The sequence below is a fragment of the Nocardia sp. NBC_01327 genome (assembly GCF_035958815.1).
Lineage (GTDB): Bacteria > Actinomycetota > Actinomycetes > Mycobacteriales > Mycobacteriaceae > Nocardia.
Genome location: NZ_CP108383.1, coordinates 8,030,604 through 8,046,968, shown reverse-complemented (window position 1 = coordinate 8,046,968; position 16,365 = coordinate 8,030,604). Strand labels below are relative to the sequence as shown.

Genomic DNA, 16,365 nt, shown 5'->3' with positions numbered 1-16,365 from the left:
TTACCGGCGGAAAGGATGTCACCGGGTATCCCCCGAACGATACTCGCTCGAGGGGTCCGTGCTGATCCAGGTTCCGAATATTGGTGTGCTGGATGTTGGCGATCCGCACCGGATATTTGTCGATACGCGCGGTGATGACCGTTGCTCCGGCCGATGCGCGTGCTGGGTTGATTATGCGAGCCCGGTCACAAATGTGAAGCACTTGTCCCGATTTGTGAGATCTGTCGCTGTCCGTGCGACGGCAGCCGACCGTGTCCGCGCGCTCTGTGAGAGTCTGATGAGCGTGACCGACGATGGGGGCAGATACTCCGGCGGGCGCGATTCACGCCGACCCGTAGCAGCCGGTGCGCCACGCCCAGCGGTTTCCGGTGGCTCGAAGAGTGCATCGAAACGAAAAGGCAGACCGACCGGCCCGATTTACGATCCGCTCGGCCTGTACGGCGAGAGCGACGCACCGCAGTCCGGACAGCCCGCGCCGTCCGGACTTCCGGCGACCATCGGCGACCGCCTGCCGCTCCCGCACGAACCGCTGCGGGCCAGCTGGGATCCGACCTCGACGCCCGACGACACCCGCGCCCGTGAGCGCCCGGACCGCGAGGGCAAGAAGCAGAGCGGCCTCGGCCGCTTCGTCTCCACCTACGGCTGGCGCGCCTACGCGCTGCCGGTGCTGCTGGCGATCACGGTGCTGGTGGCAGTGGACGCCTTCCGCAGCGGCCCCGACAGCGTCGCCGATCTGCCCGGCTTCGGCCGGCTCAGCGATCACACCGACAAGCCCGCCGGGATCATCGGCGGTGCGCCCAAGGGCGACGGCAAGTTCGCCGCCGATCTGCCCACCGGCGCGGTGCCCGGCGGCGGCCCGTACACCGATACCGGTACGGGCGCTTGGCATGTGGTGCCCGGCAGCACCGCTCAGGTGGGCACCGGCTCCGAGCACGTCTTCTCCTACACGGTGGAGATCGAGGACGGCGTGGACACCTCGAGCCTCGGCGGCGACGACGCGATCGGCCATATGGTCGATGCCACGCTCTCGAATCCCAAGAGCTGGACCCATGATTCGCGCTTCGGCTTCCGCCGCATCGACAATGGCACTCCGGATTTCCGCATCTCGCTCACCTCGCGCGACACCACGCGCAAGGCCTGCGGATTCGAAATCCCCATCGACTCCTCCTGCTACAACACCGATCTCGGCCGCGTGGTGCTCTCGGAGGTGCGCTGGGTGCGCGGCGCACTGGCCTTCGAAGGTGATGTCGGCTCCTACCGGCAGTACCAGATCAACCACGAGGTCGGCCACGCCATCGGCTACCACGAACATCAGCCGTGCGAGACCGACGGCGGCCTGGCCCCGGTGATGATGCAGCAGACCTTCGGCACTCGCAATAACGACATCGCCACCCTGGACCCGGCGGGCGTCGTACCCATGGACGGCAAGAAATGCCGCTTCAACCCCTGGCCCTACCCGCGCGGTTAGGCCCCGGGCTCCAGGGCCTCTCGTCCCGCGACGGCCGAACGGCGCAGGAACTCGGCCACCACCTGCAGCTGTTCGGTCGTGTAGTCGGCGCAGATCTCGTCGACAGCGGTGTTCATGGTCGAAAACTGTTGGTAGAGCTCGCCATTACGATCGGGCAGCGCCCGCACCACCACGGCCCGCCGATCGTGCTGCGCGCGCTCGCGCACGATCCAGCCGCCGCGTTCGAGCCGGTCGAGAATCCCGGTCAGGGTTGCCGGATGTAATCCGGTCGCGCGCGCCAGCGCGGTGGGGCTGATCGGCCCGGCGGCACTGACGGTGTCGAGGCAATCCATATCGACGTCCCGCAGTTCCAGCCGGCCGGCCACCTGACGGTTGAGCAGCGCGAGGTTATTGCGCAGGTCTCGCATGCGCCCCTTCACCTCGGTGACGGTGCGCCGTCGCAGCCGGGGATCGTCCTCCTCGTGCGTGGCGGTCATGCCCAACCCTCCTGCTCGAGTAATACGACCTCCGTACCTTACGTCATACGTAGTTTCTGCTGCTGGATCACGCCATTGCTCACCAGCTCGGGGCGGTGACCCAGGTCACTAGATACTTTGAAACTCATATGACATACTATCCATATAGTACGAATTACATAGAATATGGAGTTCATCATGATCGTCATCATCGGAGCCACAGGGAGCGTCGGCCGCTCGGCGGTACAGCTCCTACTCGACGCAGGGCACGAGGTGACGGCCGTCAGCCGGAACCCGGAAGCGGCCGGACTGTCCGCCAGGGCGCGGGTCGTGGCCGGAGACCCGTCGAACCCGCGGTCACTGGATTCGGTGTGGAAAAACGTGGAAGCAGTACTGCTCAGTCCACGCGCCGCCGGAAACGCCGCCGCCGAACTGCTGAAGGCCGCCGCCGCGGCGGGCGCGCGCCGAGTGGTCGTGATTTCCGCGGCGACAGTGCAGTACCCGGTAGGAGAACCACGCTTCATCGAAGGATTCCGGGCAGCCGAACGGGCCGCCGAGGAATCCGGCTTGGCCCGGACCGTGTTGCGCTGCGCGGATTTCGACGCCAATGCGCTGGCCTGGGCGCCGCAGGTGCGGGCCGGAGGCATTGTTCGCGGCGCATACCCCGGCGCCACCACCTCCCCGATTCACCACCGCGATATCGCCGCCGTCGCGGTACGGGCACTGACCGAACCCGGCCATGCGGGCCGTGCCTACGTGCTCACCGGCCCCGAGTCGCTGTCCCAGCTCGACAAGGTCCGCATTCTGTCCGAAACCCTCAGTGCGGACGTATCTTTCGCGGAGGTCGCTCCCGACCGGGTGCGCGCCGCAATGCTCGCCCAGGGCCTGCCCGAGGACGTTCCGGCCCGCCTACTCGGCTCCCTCGCCGACTACGCCCGCACTCCGGGACCGACCACCGAAACCGTGCCACACCTGCTGGGCCGCCCCGCCCGCACCTTCGCGGAGTGGGCCACCGAAAACGCTGCCGCGTTCCAGAACTGAAGAGATTCGGCAAGGTCCCTCCGGTGCGGCCGTGTACGTCCCGTGGATTCTCGATCGGCTGCTGTTCGCGCCGCGGTATCGCCGCCGCAACTACTGGGCCGGCTGATCGGGCCTCCAGGTCACGGCTTCCGGATGGGCGCGGCCGGGCCGGGCGGATCGGCTCGGGGGGTGCGACCTAGGGTGGGAAGAACGGTCCGGTCCTCGGTGTTGCACGTGTGGCCGCGAGTAGTCGGCGAATTCTACGGAGGAGTCCGCAAGCGTGACAGCATCGCATCAGTCCCTGCCGCCCCTGGTGGAGCCGGCCGCGGAGCTGACCAAGGACGAGGTCGCCCGCTACAGCCGTCATCTGATCATTCCGGATCTCGGGGTGGACGGTCAGAAACGTTTGAAGAATGCCCGGGTGCTGGTCATCGGCGCCGGTGGTCTCGGTTCCCCGGCACTGCTGTATCTGGCGGCCGCCGGTGTGGGCACGCTCGGCATCGTCGAGTTCGACGAGGTGGACGCCTCCAATCTGCAGCGGCAGATCATTCACGGCGAATCCGATATCGGCCGCTCCAAGGCCGACAGCGCGCGTGATTCGATTCTGGAGATCAATTCCGGAATCACCGTGCGGTTGCACAAGATTCGCCTCGAGCCCGAGAACGCCATCGAGCTGTTCGAGCAGTACGACCTGATCGTGGACGGCACCGACAATTTCGCCACCCGCTATCTGGTCAACGATGCCGCGGTGCTCGCGCACAAGCCCTATGTGTGGGGTTCGATCTACCGGTTCGAGGGCCAGGTCTCGGTGTTCTGGGAGGACGCCCCGGACGGTCGCGGCCTCAACTACCGCGATCTGTACCCGGAAGCGCCGCCGCCGGGCATGGTCCCGTCCTGCGCCGAGGGCGGCGTCCTGGGCGTGCTGTGCGCATCGATCGGCTCGATCATGGTGACCGAGGCGATCAAGCTGCTCACCGGTATCGGTGACCCGCTGCTGGGCCGGCTCATGGTCTACGACGCACTCGATATGACCTACCGGACCATCAAGCTGCGCCGCGATCCCGAGCGGCAGCCGATCACCGAACTCATCGACTACGACGCCTTCTGCGGCGTGGTGTCGGAAGAGGGTCAGCTGGCGGCCATCGGTTCCACCATCACCGCCCGCGAGCTCAAGGACATGCTCGACGCGGGCAAGGATGTGGCGATCATCGACGTGCGCGAGCCCGTCGAATGGGACATCGTCCGCATCGAAGGCGCGACCCTGATCCCCAAGGACCGCATCCTCACCGGTGAGGCCCTGGCCGAACTCCCGCAGAACCGCCCGATCGTGCTGCACTGCAAGACCGGTATCCGTTCCGCGGAAGCCCTTGCCGCGCTCAAGAACGCGGGCTTCTCCGATGCCACCCACCTCCAAGGCGGCATCATCGCCTGGGCCAACCAGGTGGACCCCTCCCTCCCGGTCTACTGAGAGTGCGCGACGCGCACGAGCGCGTAAAGGATTCCGGACGGTATTGCGCTGGAGGTTTTAAGAAATAGGCGACGACTGATCTCGTAAGTTCGGGGTAACTCCCCGGGTACGGGCGAAATTGTCGTCCACCTCACCGCCGGCCGCCGACGAAACTGGCGCGGCACACGAGTCTGGCCTTAAGGCGCGGAGAGGCGGAGGAGCGGTAGGTTACGCGCGTGACCATGACTGCTGTGGAACCTCCCGAGCACGTGCGCTCAACCTTCGGGTTGCGCGAAGTCGCGCCGGTTCCGCTGGGGAACTGGGACGGCGGCTGGCGGTGCGGCGATGTGGTACTGAGCCCGGTGACCGATCATGCGCGTGCCGCCTGGTCGGCGAAGGTGCGCGAGACGCTGCGGGTCGACGGGCTGCGTCTGGCGCGGCCCGTGCGCGCCACCGACGGCCGATATGTCGTCTCCGGCTGGCGCGGTGACACCTATCTGGACGGCGTGCCGGAACCCCGGCACGACGAGGTGGTGTCGCTGTCGCTGCGACTGCACAAGGTGACGCAGCAGCTGGAGCGCCCGCGCTTCCTGGCGCAGGCGCCGGTGGCGCCGTGGGTCGATGTGGATGTTTTCGCCGCTGCCGACCGCGCCGCCTGGGAGGCGGTACCGCTGCGCAGCCTCAAGGTCGGCGGCATGCTGCCGGCCACCTCACCCGACGGCGACCGCAGCCTGCACCTGATCACTCAGCTCTCGACTCTGCGCAAGCCGGTGGCGACACCGCCGCAGCTGGTGCACGGCGATCTGTTCGGCACCGTGCTCTTCGCCGGCGGCGGGCTCGCGCCCGGCCTCACCGACATCACCCCGTACTGGCGGCCCGCGCCCTGGGCCGCGGCGGTGATAGTGGTCGACGCCCTGTCGTGGGGCGGCGCCGACGACGGACTGCTGGAGCGCTGGGGGAGTCTGCCCGAGTGGCCGCAAATGCTGGTGCGCGCGGTCATGTTCCGCCTCGCGGTGCATGCCCTGCACCCGCGTTCGACCCCGGAGGCCTTCCCGGGTCTGGGCCGCACCGCCGATCGAATCCGCCTGCTGCTGTAGGCGAATGCGCCGAAACGACTGTCGCGCCGAGCGAATTGCTCGGCGCGACAGTCGTTTTCGGGTGGAGTGCTACACGTTGGCGTGCGCCAGCGACGGTGCGCGGCTGGTGGCGAACGACGAGCGCAGGTAGAACCACCAGGTCAGCCCGCCCATGGCGAGATACGCGACAACATAGCCCCAGAAGGCGGGATTCATATTGCCGTAGTGCAGGCCCGAGAGTCGCAGGGCCTGCTGCAGCACCCAGCCGCCCGCGGCCCCGACCGCCCCGATGACGCCGATGGCCGCACCCGCCTGCCGCTTGGCGGAGGTCAGCGCGGCGCTGATGTCCTGCCCGGTCTCCGAGGCGCGGCGACGAGCCTCCGCGGTGAAGATCATCGGGATCATCCGGTAGGTGGAACCATTGCCGACCCCGGAGAGCGCGAACAGCAGCAGGAACGAAATCAGGAACAGCGGAAAGCTTTTCGCCGACAGCGACGCCATGATGAGCAGGGTCGCGACCGCCATTCCGGCGAAGACGTAGAGGGTGATCTTCGCGCCGCTGAGCCTATCGGAGACCCAGCCGCCGAAGGGCCGGCTCATGGAACCGACGAGCGCGCCCAGGAAGGCGAGATTGCCGAGCGTCCCCATCCAGCCGATCTTGGCCAGATCCGGGAAATTGGCTTTGAGCAGCGTCGGGAAGGCGAAGGAGTAGCCGATGAACGATCCGAAGGTGCCGACGTAGAGCACGGCCATCACCCAGGTGTGCGGATTGACGAGCGCCAGTTTGTACGACGTCCCATCGGATTTCGCGCCGGAGAGCGAGTCCATGTACCGCAGCGCACCGACCATGGCGATGAGGATGAACGGAATCCACACCAGCACCGACAGTGTGATGCCGAACCGGTAACCGCCCGCGTCCTTGGCCATGATCTGCGTGCCGAGGGTGATGATCAGTGGGACGAACAGCTGTGTCTGCGCCACACCGAGATTGCCGCCCGCGGCATTGATGCCCAGGGCGGTGCCCTTCTTACCCTCGGGGTAGAAGAAGTTGATATTCGCCATCGACGAGGAGAAGTTGCCGCCGCCGACACCGGCGAGCGCGGCCAGCACCACGAACACCCACATGGGCGTATGCGGCTCATTGATGAACCAGACCAGCCCGAGGGTGGGGATCAGCAGCATGCCCGCGCTGAAGATCGTGAACGCGCGGCCGCCGAAGCGCGGAATGGCGAAGGTGTACGGAATGCGCAGTGCCGCACCGACAAGCGTCGGCATGGAGGTGAGCAGCAGCGCATTGCTCACGGCGGTGGGATTGCCCTTGCCGAGTCCGGCGAGGAAGTCGAATCCGGCCGAGCCCATCACCGTGACGACGCTGGCCCACAGTACCCAGATGCTGAACCCGAGATTTTCGGCGAATACCGAGAAGATCAGATTCTTGCGGGCGGTTTGTTGTCCGCCGTTCTCCCAGAATTCATTATTGTCCGGCTCCCAGTGATCGATCCACCGGCCTCGTTGCTGATATCGGAAAGTGGACTCCGGCGCCTCTACCGTTGCCATCTGCAGTGTTCCTCTCGCACTACCGACCGCCCTCATCGGTTCTCCCGGAATGTGTTCCGGGAGAAGGTCCCTGCGGTCGCGTTCACCGTACGAAGTACTGGTTACGCACAGGGGTTTTCCGGTGACGAAAGAGGTAATTCCGGCTCACCTTCCGGTGCCGCACGTGGTGACCTCCCGGTTACCCCGAGGATTTATCGTGCGTCCGGAAATTCGGCGATCAGTGAGCTGAGGAAGCAATTGGCCGCGCGCGCAGCGCCTTCCGGGTCGCCGTCGATGACGGCCCGCACCAGTTCGGCGTGTTCGTCATGATAGGCCGCCCCCGCCTTTTCGGAGCGGGAGCGGATGACGGCCTCGATGATGGGCAGCAGCGAGTCGTAGAACTCGAGGTACACCGCATTGTGGCTGGCGACCACGATGGCGCGGTGCAGCTGCACATCCGCCTCGATGGCGGCGTCGAAATTGTCGTCCCAGGTCGCGCGGCGATCCTCGAGCAGTCGTTCCAGGTCGGCGATATCGCCGGCGTCGCGGCGCCGGGCGGCGAGGGCGGCGGCGGTGGTGTCCAGGGCCTGCCGCAATTCGAGGATGTCGCGCTGCTGGGCGTCGGCGAAGTATTCGGCGAGGGTGCCGCCGAGCGTTGAGGTGGAGATCACATAGGTCCCGGAACCCTGCCTGCGCTCGAGCATGCCCGCGTGCACGAGCGCCTGGACGGCTTCGCGCACGGTATTGCGGCCGGTGCCGGTGAGTTCGGTCAGCTCCGGCTCGGTGGGGATACGCGAGCCGACGGACCAACGGCCGGAACGGATTTCGGCACGCAGCTGCTCGGTGACCTGGGCGATGAGGCTGGTGCGTCGGACTGGTTGCACGGGAGTCAGCGTACCGTGCCTCACATTCGTTGCATCACATCATCGGGTCATCCTATGATTTTGTGGTGACTGTGACGCTGAGTGCCGAGACGCTGCACGACGAGACGGCCCCCGCCGGGGGCCGTTCTGCTGCCCGACCGCAGGAGATCGCCGTCGATCGGGTGATCCGCAAGCGCTCCCTCGTCGAGGGGCGGCTCCTGGTACTCGCCGCGCTCATCATGTCCGCGCTCACCCTGCGCATCGCGGTCACCGCATTCACCCCGCTGGCCGACCGGATCGGCACGGATATCGGGTACGGCACCGCGGTTGTCGGCGTCTTCGGCATGATCCCGACCGCCATGTTCGCCGCTGCCGGGCTGCTCACCCCCATTCTTTCCCGGCGGCTGGGCCTCGAGACCACGGCGCTGGTCGCCATGGGCATGACCGCCGCCGGATCCGCGATTCGCGCGGTGGTCCCCGACACCTGGGAACTGCTGGTCTTCTCGGCGCTGGCCCTGACCGGTATGGGTATCGGCAATGTGGTGATCCCGCCGCTGGTCAAACGCTACTTCTCCGACCGCCTGGCACTGCTGAGCTCGGTCTACATCGTCATGGTGCAGCTGGGCACGGTGATCCCGGCGCTGGTGGCGGTGCCGATCGCACAGGCGCACGGCTGGCGGATCTCGCTGGGGCTGTGGGCGATTCTGCCGCTCATCGCCATGCTGCCGTGGCTGGGCGTCCTGCGCATCCGCCGTGATCACGCCCGCGCGGACAGCACCGAAATGCCCGCCGACGCAGTCGAATCCACGGGCCGGGTGTGGAAGTCCTCGCTGGCCTGGGGCATGGCCCTGATGTTCGGCATGACCTCGCTGATCACGTACTCCATGTTCACGTGGATGCCGAAGATCTTCTCCGACGCCGGTGCGAGCGCCTCCTTCGGCGGCAGCATGGTCGGCATCTTCGCGCTCATCGGCCTGGTCGCGGCGCTCAGCGCACCGATTGTGGTGGGCCGCATGGCGAATCCGTTCCCGGTGGTCATCGCCTGTGCCGGCTTCTTCTTCGCGGGCTTCGCCGGACTGCTGATCGCCCCGATGGCCGCGCCTCTGGTGTGGGTGCTGCTGCTGGGCCTGGGCCCGTCGACCTTCCCCATGGCGCTGACCCTGATCAATCTGCGCACCCGCACCTCCGCCGGCTCGGCCGCACTGTCGGGCTTCACCCAGGGTGTCGGCTACGCCGTGGCCTGCCTGGGTCCGGTGCTGTTCGGCGCACTGCATTCGGTGACCGGCGGCTGGCTGGCGCCGTTCGCGCTGCTGGTGGTCGCGGTGCTGGTGCTGCTCGCGGGCGCCTGGCTGGCGTGCAAGCCGCGCATGCTCGAAGACACCTGGGCATAATTCGCACAGTCGGAATTGTGTGGCGGTGAGGTCTCACCGTCTCACCGAACGGTTCGGGTAAACGTGAGCAACCGTTGATTTGACGGTCATTGCGCGCAAGCATGACGGCAATACCGGTTTCCTACCTTGAGGTCATTCAGATTTCAGGAGGGGCCGTGCAGCTGCTGACGCGCAATCGCGACATCGAACACTGGGACGCCGAGGATGTCGATGCCTGGGAGGCCGGTGGTAAGACCATCGCGCGCCGCAATCTGATCTGGTCGGTCTTCGCCGAGCACGTCGGATTCTCGGTGTGGTCGATCTGGTCGGTCATGGTGCTGTTCATGCCCACGGCCGTCTTCCATATCGATACGGCGGGCAAATTCTTTCTGGGCGCGGTGCCCACCCTGGTCGGCGGCATCATGCGGATTCCGTACACCGTCGCCACCGCGAAGTTCGGCGGTCGCAACTGGACCATTGTGAGCGCGCTGGCGCTGCTGGCGCCGGTGCTGCTGACCCTGTACTTCATCAACAAGCCGGGCACCTCGTATACGACGTTCCTGATCATCGCGGCCTTCGCGGGTCTGGGCGGCGGCAATTTCTCCTCGTCGATGGCGAATATCAATGTCTTCTATCCGCAGCGGCTCAAGGGCTGGGCGCTGGGGATGAACGCGGGCGGCGGCAATATCGGCGTGCCCGCTATTCAGGTGGTCGGCCTGGTGGTCATCGCGACCCTCGGCAGCGCGTACGGCAATGCCTCGGCGGTCTGCCTGGTGTACCTGGCGCTGATCGTGGTCGCGGCGCTCGGTGCGGCCCTGAACATGGACAATGTCAGGAACCAGAAGGCCGACCTGTCCTACATGGTCAAATCGCTGCGGCTGCCGCAGTCGTGGGCCATCGCGTTCCTGTACATCGGCACCTTCGGATCGTTCATCGGCTACAGCTTCGCCTTCGGCCAGGTGCTGCAGATCAGCTTCAAAGCGGGCGGCGCGAGTGCCGCCGCCGCCGCGCTGCATGCCGCGCAGATCGCTTTCATCGGACCGCTGCTCGGTTCGCTGGCCCGTCCGTACGGCGGTAAGTGGGCCGACCGCATCGGCGGCGGCAAGGTCACGCTGTACACCTTCACCGCCATGACGGCGGCGGCCGCGGTGGTGGCCGTTGCCAGCACCGCGGGCGACGGCGCCGGCAGCCCGAAGGGCGGCGTGCTGGTGGCGCTCATCATCGGTTTCACCGCGCTGTTCATCATCTCCGGTTTCGGCAACGGTGCGGTCACCAAGCTCATTCCTTCGGTGTTCGAGGCGAAATCCCGTAGCCTGCCCGGTGATTCGGCGACCCGGGCGGCCTGGGCGCAGAACAGCTCCGGTGCGCTCATCGGGTTCGTCGGCGCCGTCGGCGCGCTGGGCGGTGTCGGCATCAACCTGGTGCTGCGCTCCTCCTACGCCTCCACCCAGTCCGCCACCACCGCCTTCTGGGTGTTCATGGCCTTCTATGTGCTGTGCGGGGCGGTCTGCTGGATGGTCTTCCTGCGCCGCCCGCGCGCCGCGGCTCCCGCCGCCGTGGTCATCGATGCCGCCGCTCCCGCCGCCGTGGTCGTCGATGTCGCGGCGCCGGCGCTGGAAGCCGAAGCGGCAGAGTCCGATTCCCTGTCCAGCACGCCGGCCCGGGTCTGACCCGCACACTTCTCGAAAGGACTGTCATGACGCACACAGTCGGACACAAGACAGCGGTTGTCGTCGGCCACGGCATGGTGGGACACCGTTTCGTGGAGGCGCTGCGCTCCCGTGACGAGGCGAACGCCTGGCAGGTCATCGTGCTGAGCGAGGAGCCGCTGGCCGCCTACGACCGCGTCGGTCTCTCGTCCTACGTGGGCCTCTGGGAGACTTCCGCGCTCGCACTGCCGGGCAATGGCTACGAGGGTGACGCGCAGGTGCGGGTGCGCCTGGGCGTTCGTGCCGACAGTATCGACAAGGCCGCACGCAAGGTCACCACCTCCACCGGCGACGTAATCGATTACGACGCACTGGTTCTCGCCACCGGTTCGTACGCCTGGGTGCCGCCGGTGCCGGGCCACGACACTTCCGAATGCTTCGTCTACCGCACGCTCGCGGATCTGGACGGCATTCGCGCCACCGCCGAGGCCGCCGGTCCGGGTGCGGTCGGCGTGGTGGTCGGCGGCGGTCTGCTCGGCCTGGAGGCCGCCAACGCACTGCGCCTGCTGGGCATGACCCCGCACGTGGTCGAGTACAACAACTGGCTCATGCCCGCGCAGATCGACGAGGGCGGCGGCGCGATCCTGGCGCAGCTGGTCACCGAACTGGGTCTGCACGTGCACACCGGCGTCGGCACCTCGACCATCGAAACCGTCACGGACGCACCGCTTTCCGAGCGGTTGAACGTTACGCTCTCGGACGGCACCGAATTGTGCACCGCCATGGTGGTTTTCGCCGCCGGTGTGCGCCCGCGTGACGAGATCGCCCGCGAGGCCGGGCTGGAGGTCGGGCCGCGCGGCGGTGTCATCACCGATCTCGGGCTGCGGACCTCCGATCCGAGCATCTACGCCATCGGTGAGGTCGCCGCGGTGGAGGGTGTCTGCTACGGCCTGGTCGCACCGGGTTACAGCACCGCCGAGGTCGTGGCGGACCGATTGCTCGGCGGCGCAGGCGAATTCCCGGGTGCGGATATGTCCACCAAGCTCAAGCTGCTCGGGGTGGATGTGGCCAGCTTCGGCGACGCGCACGCCAAGACCGAGGGCGCGCTGTCGGTGGTGCTGCACGATGCCGCCAAGGGCACCTACGCGAAACTTGTTGTCTCCGATGATGCCAAGACGCTGCTCGGCGGCATTCTGGTCGGCGATGCCGCCCAGTACTCGGCGCTGCGCCCGCTGGTGGGCCGCCCGCTCCCGGCCGAACCCGCCGCGCTCATCTCCCCGGCCGGTGCGGAATTGGGCGCGGACACACTGCCCGATGATGCGCAGATCTGCTCCTGCAACAATGTGACCAAGGGCGCCATCTGCGGCGCCATCGCCGAGGGCGCCTGCGATGTGCCGGCCGTCAAGAGCTGCACCAATGCCGGAACCTCCTGCGGCGGTTGCGTTCCCATGCTCAAGAAGCTGCTGGAGCAGTCGGGTGTGGCGCAGTCGAAGGCGCTGTGCGAGCACTTCACCCAGTCGCGGGCCGAGCTGTTCCATATCGTCCAGTCCACCGGCGTGCGCACCTTCTCGGCGCTGATCGCCAGGTACGGCGCCGGATCCGGCTGCGATATCTGCAAGCCGACCGTCGCCTCCATCCTGGCCTCGACCTCCAGCGATCACATCCTGGACGGGGAGCAGGCCTCGCTGCAGGACACCAATGACCACTTCCTGGCGAATCTGCAGAAGAACGGCACCTATTCGGTGGTGCCGCGCATGCCCGGCGGTGAGGTCACCGCCGATCAGCTCATCACCATCGGTCAGGTCGCCAAGGATTTCGGCCTGTACGTGAAGGTCACCGGCGGTCAGCGCATCGACCTGTTCGGCGCGCGGGTGGAGCAGCTGCCGCTGATCTGGAAGCGCCTGGTCGAGGTGGGCATGGAATCCGGTCACGCGTACGGCAAATCGCTGCGCACCGTGAAGAGCTGCGTCGGTTCCACCTGGTGCCGCTATGGTCAGCAGGATTCGGTCGGCATGGCGGTGCTGCTGGAGAAGCGCTACCGCGGGCTGCGGTCCCCGCACAAGATCAAGCTCGGGGTCTCCGGATGCGCCCGCGAGTGCGCGGAGGCGCGCGGCAAGGATGTCGGCGTCATCGCCACCGAGAACGGCTGGAATCTCTACGTCGGCGGTAATGGCGGTCTCACCCCGAAGCATGCGGTGCTGCTGGCCGGAGCCCTCGACGACGAGACGCTCATCCGCTACATCGACCGCTATCTGATGTTCTACATCCGCACCGCGGATCGCCTGCAGCGCACCGCGCCCTGGCAGGAGGCCCTCGAGGGCGGTATCGACTACGTCAAGCAGGTGGTCTGCGAGGACAGTCTCGGCATTGCCGAGGAGCTGGAAGCGGCCATGGAACGCCATGTCGCGGGTTACCGGGACGAGTGGGCGGCCGTGCTCGACGACGAGGAGAAGCTCTCCCGCTTCGTCACCTTCGTCAATGCGCCGGAGGAGTCCGATCCGACCATCGCCTTCGACGACAGCGGCGACCGCAAGGTTCCCGTCCTGCTGGGAATTCCGGACCTGCCGGAAATGACCGCTTAACCGCACGGAAACAGGACGTCGGTACCAATAGGTGAGGGCGTTCGGAGGAGAGTACCGATGACCGTGATCGACACACCCGGCACCGTGACCAGCCTCAGTGGCTGGACCCGAGCATGCCGACTGGACTACCTGATTCCCGGCCGAGGGGTGGCGGTGCTGCTGAAGGGCGGCCGCCAGGCGGCCTTGTTCCTGACGGCGGACGGCACGCTGTACGCCGTCGGCAATATCGACCCGTTCGGCCGGGCCGCGGTCATGTCCCGCGGCATCGTCGGCGATCGCGGTGGTGTGCCCGTGGTGGCGTCGCCGCTGCTCAAGCAGAGTTTCTCGCTCCTGGACGGTAGTTGCCTGGACGATGCGGGCATCTCGCTGCCGGTCTATTCGGTGCAGGTTGCCGACGGTGTGGTCTCGGTGGCCAATGAACCCATGATGTTCGTGCCCGGCCCTGGGTCTTTCGACGGCGGCCCTGGATCGTTCGACGGCGGTACGGCATGACCGAGCCCGACGCGGGCACTCCGCTCGCCGGTTTCACCGTGGGCATCACGGCGGCGCGGCGGGCCGATGAGCTCGGCACGCTGCTCACCCGTCGCGGCGCGAATATCGTGATGGCCCCGGCCATTCGGATCATTCCGCTGGCCGATGACAATGAGCTGGAGCGGGTGACGCGCCAGCTGGTCGCCGAACCGCCGCAGATCACCGTCGCCACCACCGGTATCGGTTTCCGGGGCTGGATGGAGGCGGCCGAGGGCTGGGGTTTGGCCGAAAACCTGCGCGCCACTTTGGCTTCCACCCGCATGCTGGCTCGCGGACCGAAGGCCAAGGGTGCTATTCGCGCCGCGGAACTGCGCGAGGAATGGTCGCCCGCCTCGGAATCCTCGGCGGAGGTGCTCGATCATCTGCTCGCCGAAGGCGTCGAGGGCGTGCGGATCGCCGTGCAGCTGCACGGCGCCACCACCGAATGGGAGCCGGTGCCGGACTTCTGCGAGGTATTGCGCTGTGCCGGAGCCGATGTGGTGCCGGTACCGGTCTACCGCTGGACGCCGCCGCAGGATCGCACGCCGATGGACCGCATGATCGAGGCCATCGTGACCGCCGGCATCGACTGCGTCACCTTCACCAGTGCGCCCGCTGTGGCGTCACTTCTCATGCGCGCCAAGGAAACCGGTCTGCTCGAGGCGGTACTGCACGCTCTGCGCGGCCGGGTGCTCGCGGCCTGCGTCGGCCCCATCACCGCCGCGCCCCTGGAGGAGCTCGGCGTGGCCACCACCATGCCCGCCCGCGCCCGCCTGGGCGCCCTGGCCCGCCACGTGGCCGAGGAACTTCCCCGCCGCGCCAATAGAATTCAAGCCGCAGGCCACATTCTGAGCGTCCGCGGCAGCTGCGTCATCGTGGACGGCGAGGTGCGCCAGCTGGCCCCCGCCCCCATGGCCCTCATGCGTTCGCTGGCCCGCCAGCCCGGCCGCGTCGTCTCCCGCGAAGCCCTGCTCGCCGCCCTCCCCGGCGGTGGCGACGACACCCACGCCGTGGAAACCGCCATCGCCCGCCTCCGCGCCGGTCTCGGCAGCCCCAAAGCCATCCAAACCGTCGTCAAACGCGGCTACCGCCTGGCCCTCGACCCGGCCGAATGCAACGACAACCCCCACCCGGTCACCCTGAACCCCCCTGTTCGCCAGCAATTCCCGCCCCGCACCCCCACCCTTGGCCCCCGCCAGGACACCCCCTCCCGCTACCCCTCGACTGTCGTCCCCACCGATCCGCCGCTCAATGGATCCGCTCGCCCCGCCTTCGCGCCCCGCACTGCGGCGGATCCCGCCGCGGGAACCGGTTCCGGTGGTCGCCCGCCGTACCCGCCCGCCCCCGCGGGCGCACCCCGCCCCGCCGACCATGCCCCAGCGCCCAGCACTGTTGCCCGCCAGGCATTTCCCACGCGCCCGGCGACCGTGCCGCATGCCGGTGCTCAGCTGCCGGTGAGCGGTTCCGGTGCGCCGGTGCGGGCCACTCGGCCTGCGCCTGTTGCGGAGGTGTGGTGAGTAGCCCGGCGCTGGTGCTGGTGGCGCACGGCACCAGGAGTGCGCGTGGGGTGGAGATGATTGCGGCGCTGGCCGAAGCGGTGGCGCGGGAGCTGGGCGCGGATTCGCCTGGTTTCGGTAGCGGCACGGCGGATTTGGCCGGTGCGTCGCACTCAGAGACAGGTGCCGGTGCCGCGTTCGGGGCCGCATCGGCATCGTTGCTTGCTGTCGGCGCATCGGGCGTGGTGTCCGGTGCGGAGGCGGTGACGGGTATCGGTGCGGCGGACGTGCCGCGGGTGCGCACGGCGTTCGTGGATGTGCTCGGGCCGTCGCCGGCCGAGGTGTTGCGGGATGTGGAAGGTGTTCCCGCGGTGGTGGTTCCGGCCTTCCTGGCTTCGGGATACCACGTGTATCAGGATGTGCCGCGAGAGGTGGCCGCGAGTGCCCATGCGGCGGTCGCGGTCACCCGTGCGATGGGTCCGGATCCGGCCCTGGCGGCGGTCATGCGCATGCGGTTGCGGGCGGCGGGGTGGCGACCGGGTGATGCGGTGGTGTTCGCGGCCGCCGGTTCGTCGGATGCGCGGGCGCTGAAGGATGTACGGCGCGCGGCGGGGCTGCTCGCCGAGCAGATCGCGGCGCCGGTCCGGCCGGCGTATATCGCCACCGGTGAGCCCCGGGTTCCGGAGGTGGTGGCCCAGGCGCGCGCGGCGGGTGCGCGGCGCGTATTCATCGCCTCGTACCTGCTGGCGCACGGCCTGTTCCATGAGCGCCTGCATTCGGCGGGTGCGGACGGGGTGGCCGAACCGATCGGCGTGCATCCCGCCATTGTTCGTTTGCTGGTGGATCGCTACCGCACCGCAGCGGATACTCTCGCGGCCGTTCACGTCGCCTGA

General features: G+C 67.6%; 12 protein-coding genes and 1 pseudogene. 10 read left to right on the top strand and 3 right to left on the bottom strand.

Annotation, left to right across the window (positions count from 1 at the left end):
* Nucleotides 1–277 precede the first annotated feature (277 nt).
* Nucleotides 278–1,468, top strand: coding sequence for a DUF3152 domain-containing protein (locus OG326_RS37195; protein WP_327141797.1), 1,191 nt, complete (start codon nucleotides 278–280; stop codon nucleotides 1,466–1,468).
* Here the strand turns inward: OG326_RS37195 and OG326_RS37190 are convergent.
* Complete coding sequence (locus tag OG326_RS37190; RefSeq protein ID WP_327141796.1) at nucleotides 1,465–1,944, bottom strand: MarR family winged helix-turn-helix transcriptional regulator; 480 nt, start codon at nucleotides 1,942–1,944, stop codon at nucleotides 1,465–1,467. The genes OG326_RS37195 and OG326_RS37190 overlap by 4 nt on opposite strands.
* A gap of 177 nt (nucleotides 1,945–2,121) precedes the next feature.
* On the opposite strand from OG326_RS37190, the gene OG326_RS37185 reads away from it, so the two are divergent.
* The 3 genes from OG326_RS37185 (at nucleotide 2,122) to OG326_RS37175 (ending at nucleotide 5,487) form a co-directional block, all read left to right on the top strand.
* Nucleotides 2,122–2,964, top strand: a complete 843-nt coding sequence (locus OG326_RS37185) for an NAD(P)H-binding protein (protein WP_327141795.1) — start codon at nucleotides 2,122–2,124, stop codon at nucleotides 2,962–2,964.
* Between the two features lie 259 nt (nucleotides 2,965–3,223).
* Complete coding sequence (moeZ, locus tag OG326_RS37180) at nucleotides 3,224–4,411, top strand: adenylyltransferase/sulfurtransferase MoeZ (RefSeq protein WP_327141794.1); 1,188 nt, start codon at nucleotides 3,224–3,226, stop codon at nucleotides 4,409–4,411.
* A gap of 221 nt (nucleotides 4,412–4,632) precedes the next feature.
* Nucleotides 4,633–5,487 carry a TIGR02569 family protein gene (locus OG326_RS37175; RefSeq protein WP_327146696.1) on the top strand — a complete coding sequence of 285 codons (855 nt, stop codon included), beginning with the start codon at nucleotides 4,633–4,635 and terminating at the stop codon, nucleotides 5,485–5,487.
* 69 nt (nucleotides 5,488–5,556) lie between these two features.
* Here the strand turns inward: OG326_RS37175 and OG326_RS37170 are convergent, their stop codons facing one another.
* Entirely contained in the window at nucleotides 5,557–7,023 is a 1,467-nt protein-coding gene (locus tag OG326_RS37170; RefSeq protein ID WP_327141793.1) for an MFS transporter, read from the bottom strand.
* A gap of 191 nt (nucleotides 7,024–7,214) precedes the next feature.
* A complete protein-coding gene (locus OG326_RS37165) occupies nucleotides 7,215–7,886 on the bottom strand; it encodes a FadR/GntR family transcriptional regulator (protein ID WP_327141792.1) in 672 nt (223 codons plus the stop codon).
* 218 nt (nucleotides 7,887–8,104) lie between these two features.
* On the opposite strand from OG326_RS37165, the gene OG326_RS37160 reads away from it, so the two are divergent.
* The 6 genes and pseudogenes from OG326_RS37160 (at nucleotide 8,105) to OG326_RS37135 (ending at nucleotide 16,365) form a co-directional block, all read left to right on the top strand.
* On the top strand, nucleotides 8,105–9,256 hold the full coding sequence (locus OG326_RS37160) for an MFS transporter (protein WP_327146695.1): 1,152 nt from the start codon (nucleotides 8,105–8,107) through the stop codon (nucleotides 9,254–9,256).
* Nucleotides 9,257–9,411: 155 nt separating this feature from the next.
* Complete coding sequence (locus OG326_RS37155) at nucleotides 9,412–10,905, top strand: MFS transporter (RefSeq protein WP_327141791.1); 1,494 nt, start codon at nucleotides 9,412–9,414, stop codon at nucleotides 10,903–10,905.
* A gap of 26 nt (nucleotides 10,906–10,931) precedes the next feature.
* Nucleotides 10,932–13,466 carry a nitrite reductase large subunit NirB gene (gene nirB, locus OG326_RS37150; RefSeq protein WP_327141790.1) on the top strand — a complete coding sequence of 845 codons (2,535 nt, stop codon included), beginning with the start codon at nucleotides 10,932–10,934 and terminating at the stop codon, nucleotides 13,464–13,466.
* Between the two features lie 57 nt (nucleotides 13,467–13,523).
* Entirely contained in the window at nucleotides 13,524–13,958 is a 435-nt protein-coding gene (gene nirD, locus OG326_RS37145) for a nitrite reductase small subunit NirD (protein WP_327141789.1), read from the top strand.
* Nucleotides 13,955–15,100, top strand: a pseudogene (locus tag OG326_RS37140) (uroporphyrinogen-III synthase); the annotation flags it as partial. The gene nirD and the pseudogene OG326_RS37140, both read left to right, overlap by 4 nt.
* 389 nt (nucleotides 15,101–15,489) lie before the next feature.
* Nucleotides 15,490–16,365 carry a sirohydrochlorin chelatase gene (locus OG326_RS37135; RefSeq protein ID WP_442790872.1) on the top strand — a complete coding sequence of 292 codons (876 nt, stop codon included), beginning with the start codon at nucleotides 15,490–15,492 and terminating at the stop codon, nucleotides 16,363–16,365.

Coding starts and splice junctions, on each gene's coding strand:
- nirB (WP_327141790.1), top strand. CDS start 10,932: ATGACGCACACAGTCGGACACAAGACAGCGGTTGTCGTCGGCCACGGC.
- nirD (WP_327141789.1), top strand. CDS start 13,524: ATGACCGTGATCGACACACCCGGCACCGTGACCAGCCTCAGTGGCTGG.
- OG326_RS37175 (WP_327146696.1), top strand. CDS start 4,633: ATGACTGCTGTGGAACCTCCCGAGCACGTGCGCTCAACCTTCGGGTTG.
- OG326_RS37160 (WP_327146695.1), top strand. CDS start 8,105: ATGTCCGCGCTCACCCTGCGCATCGCGGTCACCGCATTCACCCCGCTG.
- OG326_RS37195 (WP_327141797.1), top strand. CDS start 278: ATGAGCGTGACCGACGATGGGGGCAGATACTCCGGCGGGCGCGATTCA.
- OG326_RS37185 (WP_327141795.1), top strand. CDS start 2,122: ATGATCGTCATCATCGGAGCCACAGGGAGCGTCGGCCGCTCGGCGGTA.
- OG326_RS37170 (WP_327141793.1), bottom strand. CDS start 7,023: ATGGCAACGGTAGAGGCGCCGGAGTCCACTTTCCGATATCAGCAACGA.
- OG326_RS37190 (WP_327141796.1), bottom strand. CDS start 1,944: ATGACCGCCACGCACGAGGAGGACGATCCCCGGCTGCGACGGCGCACC.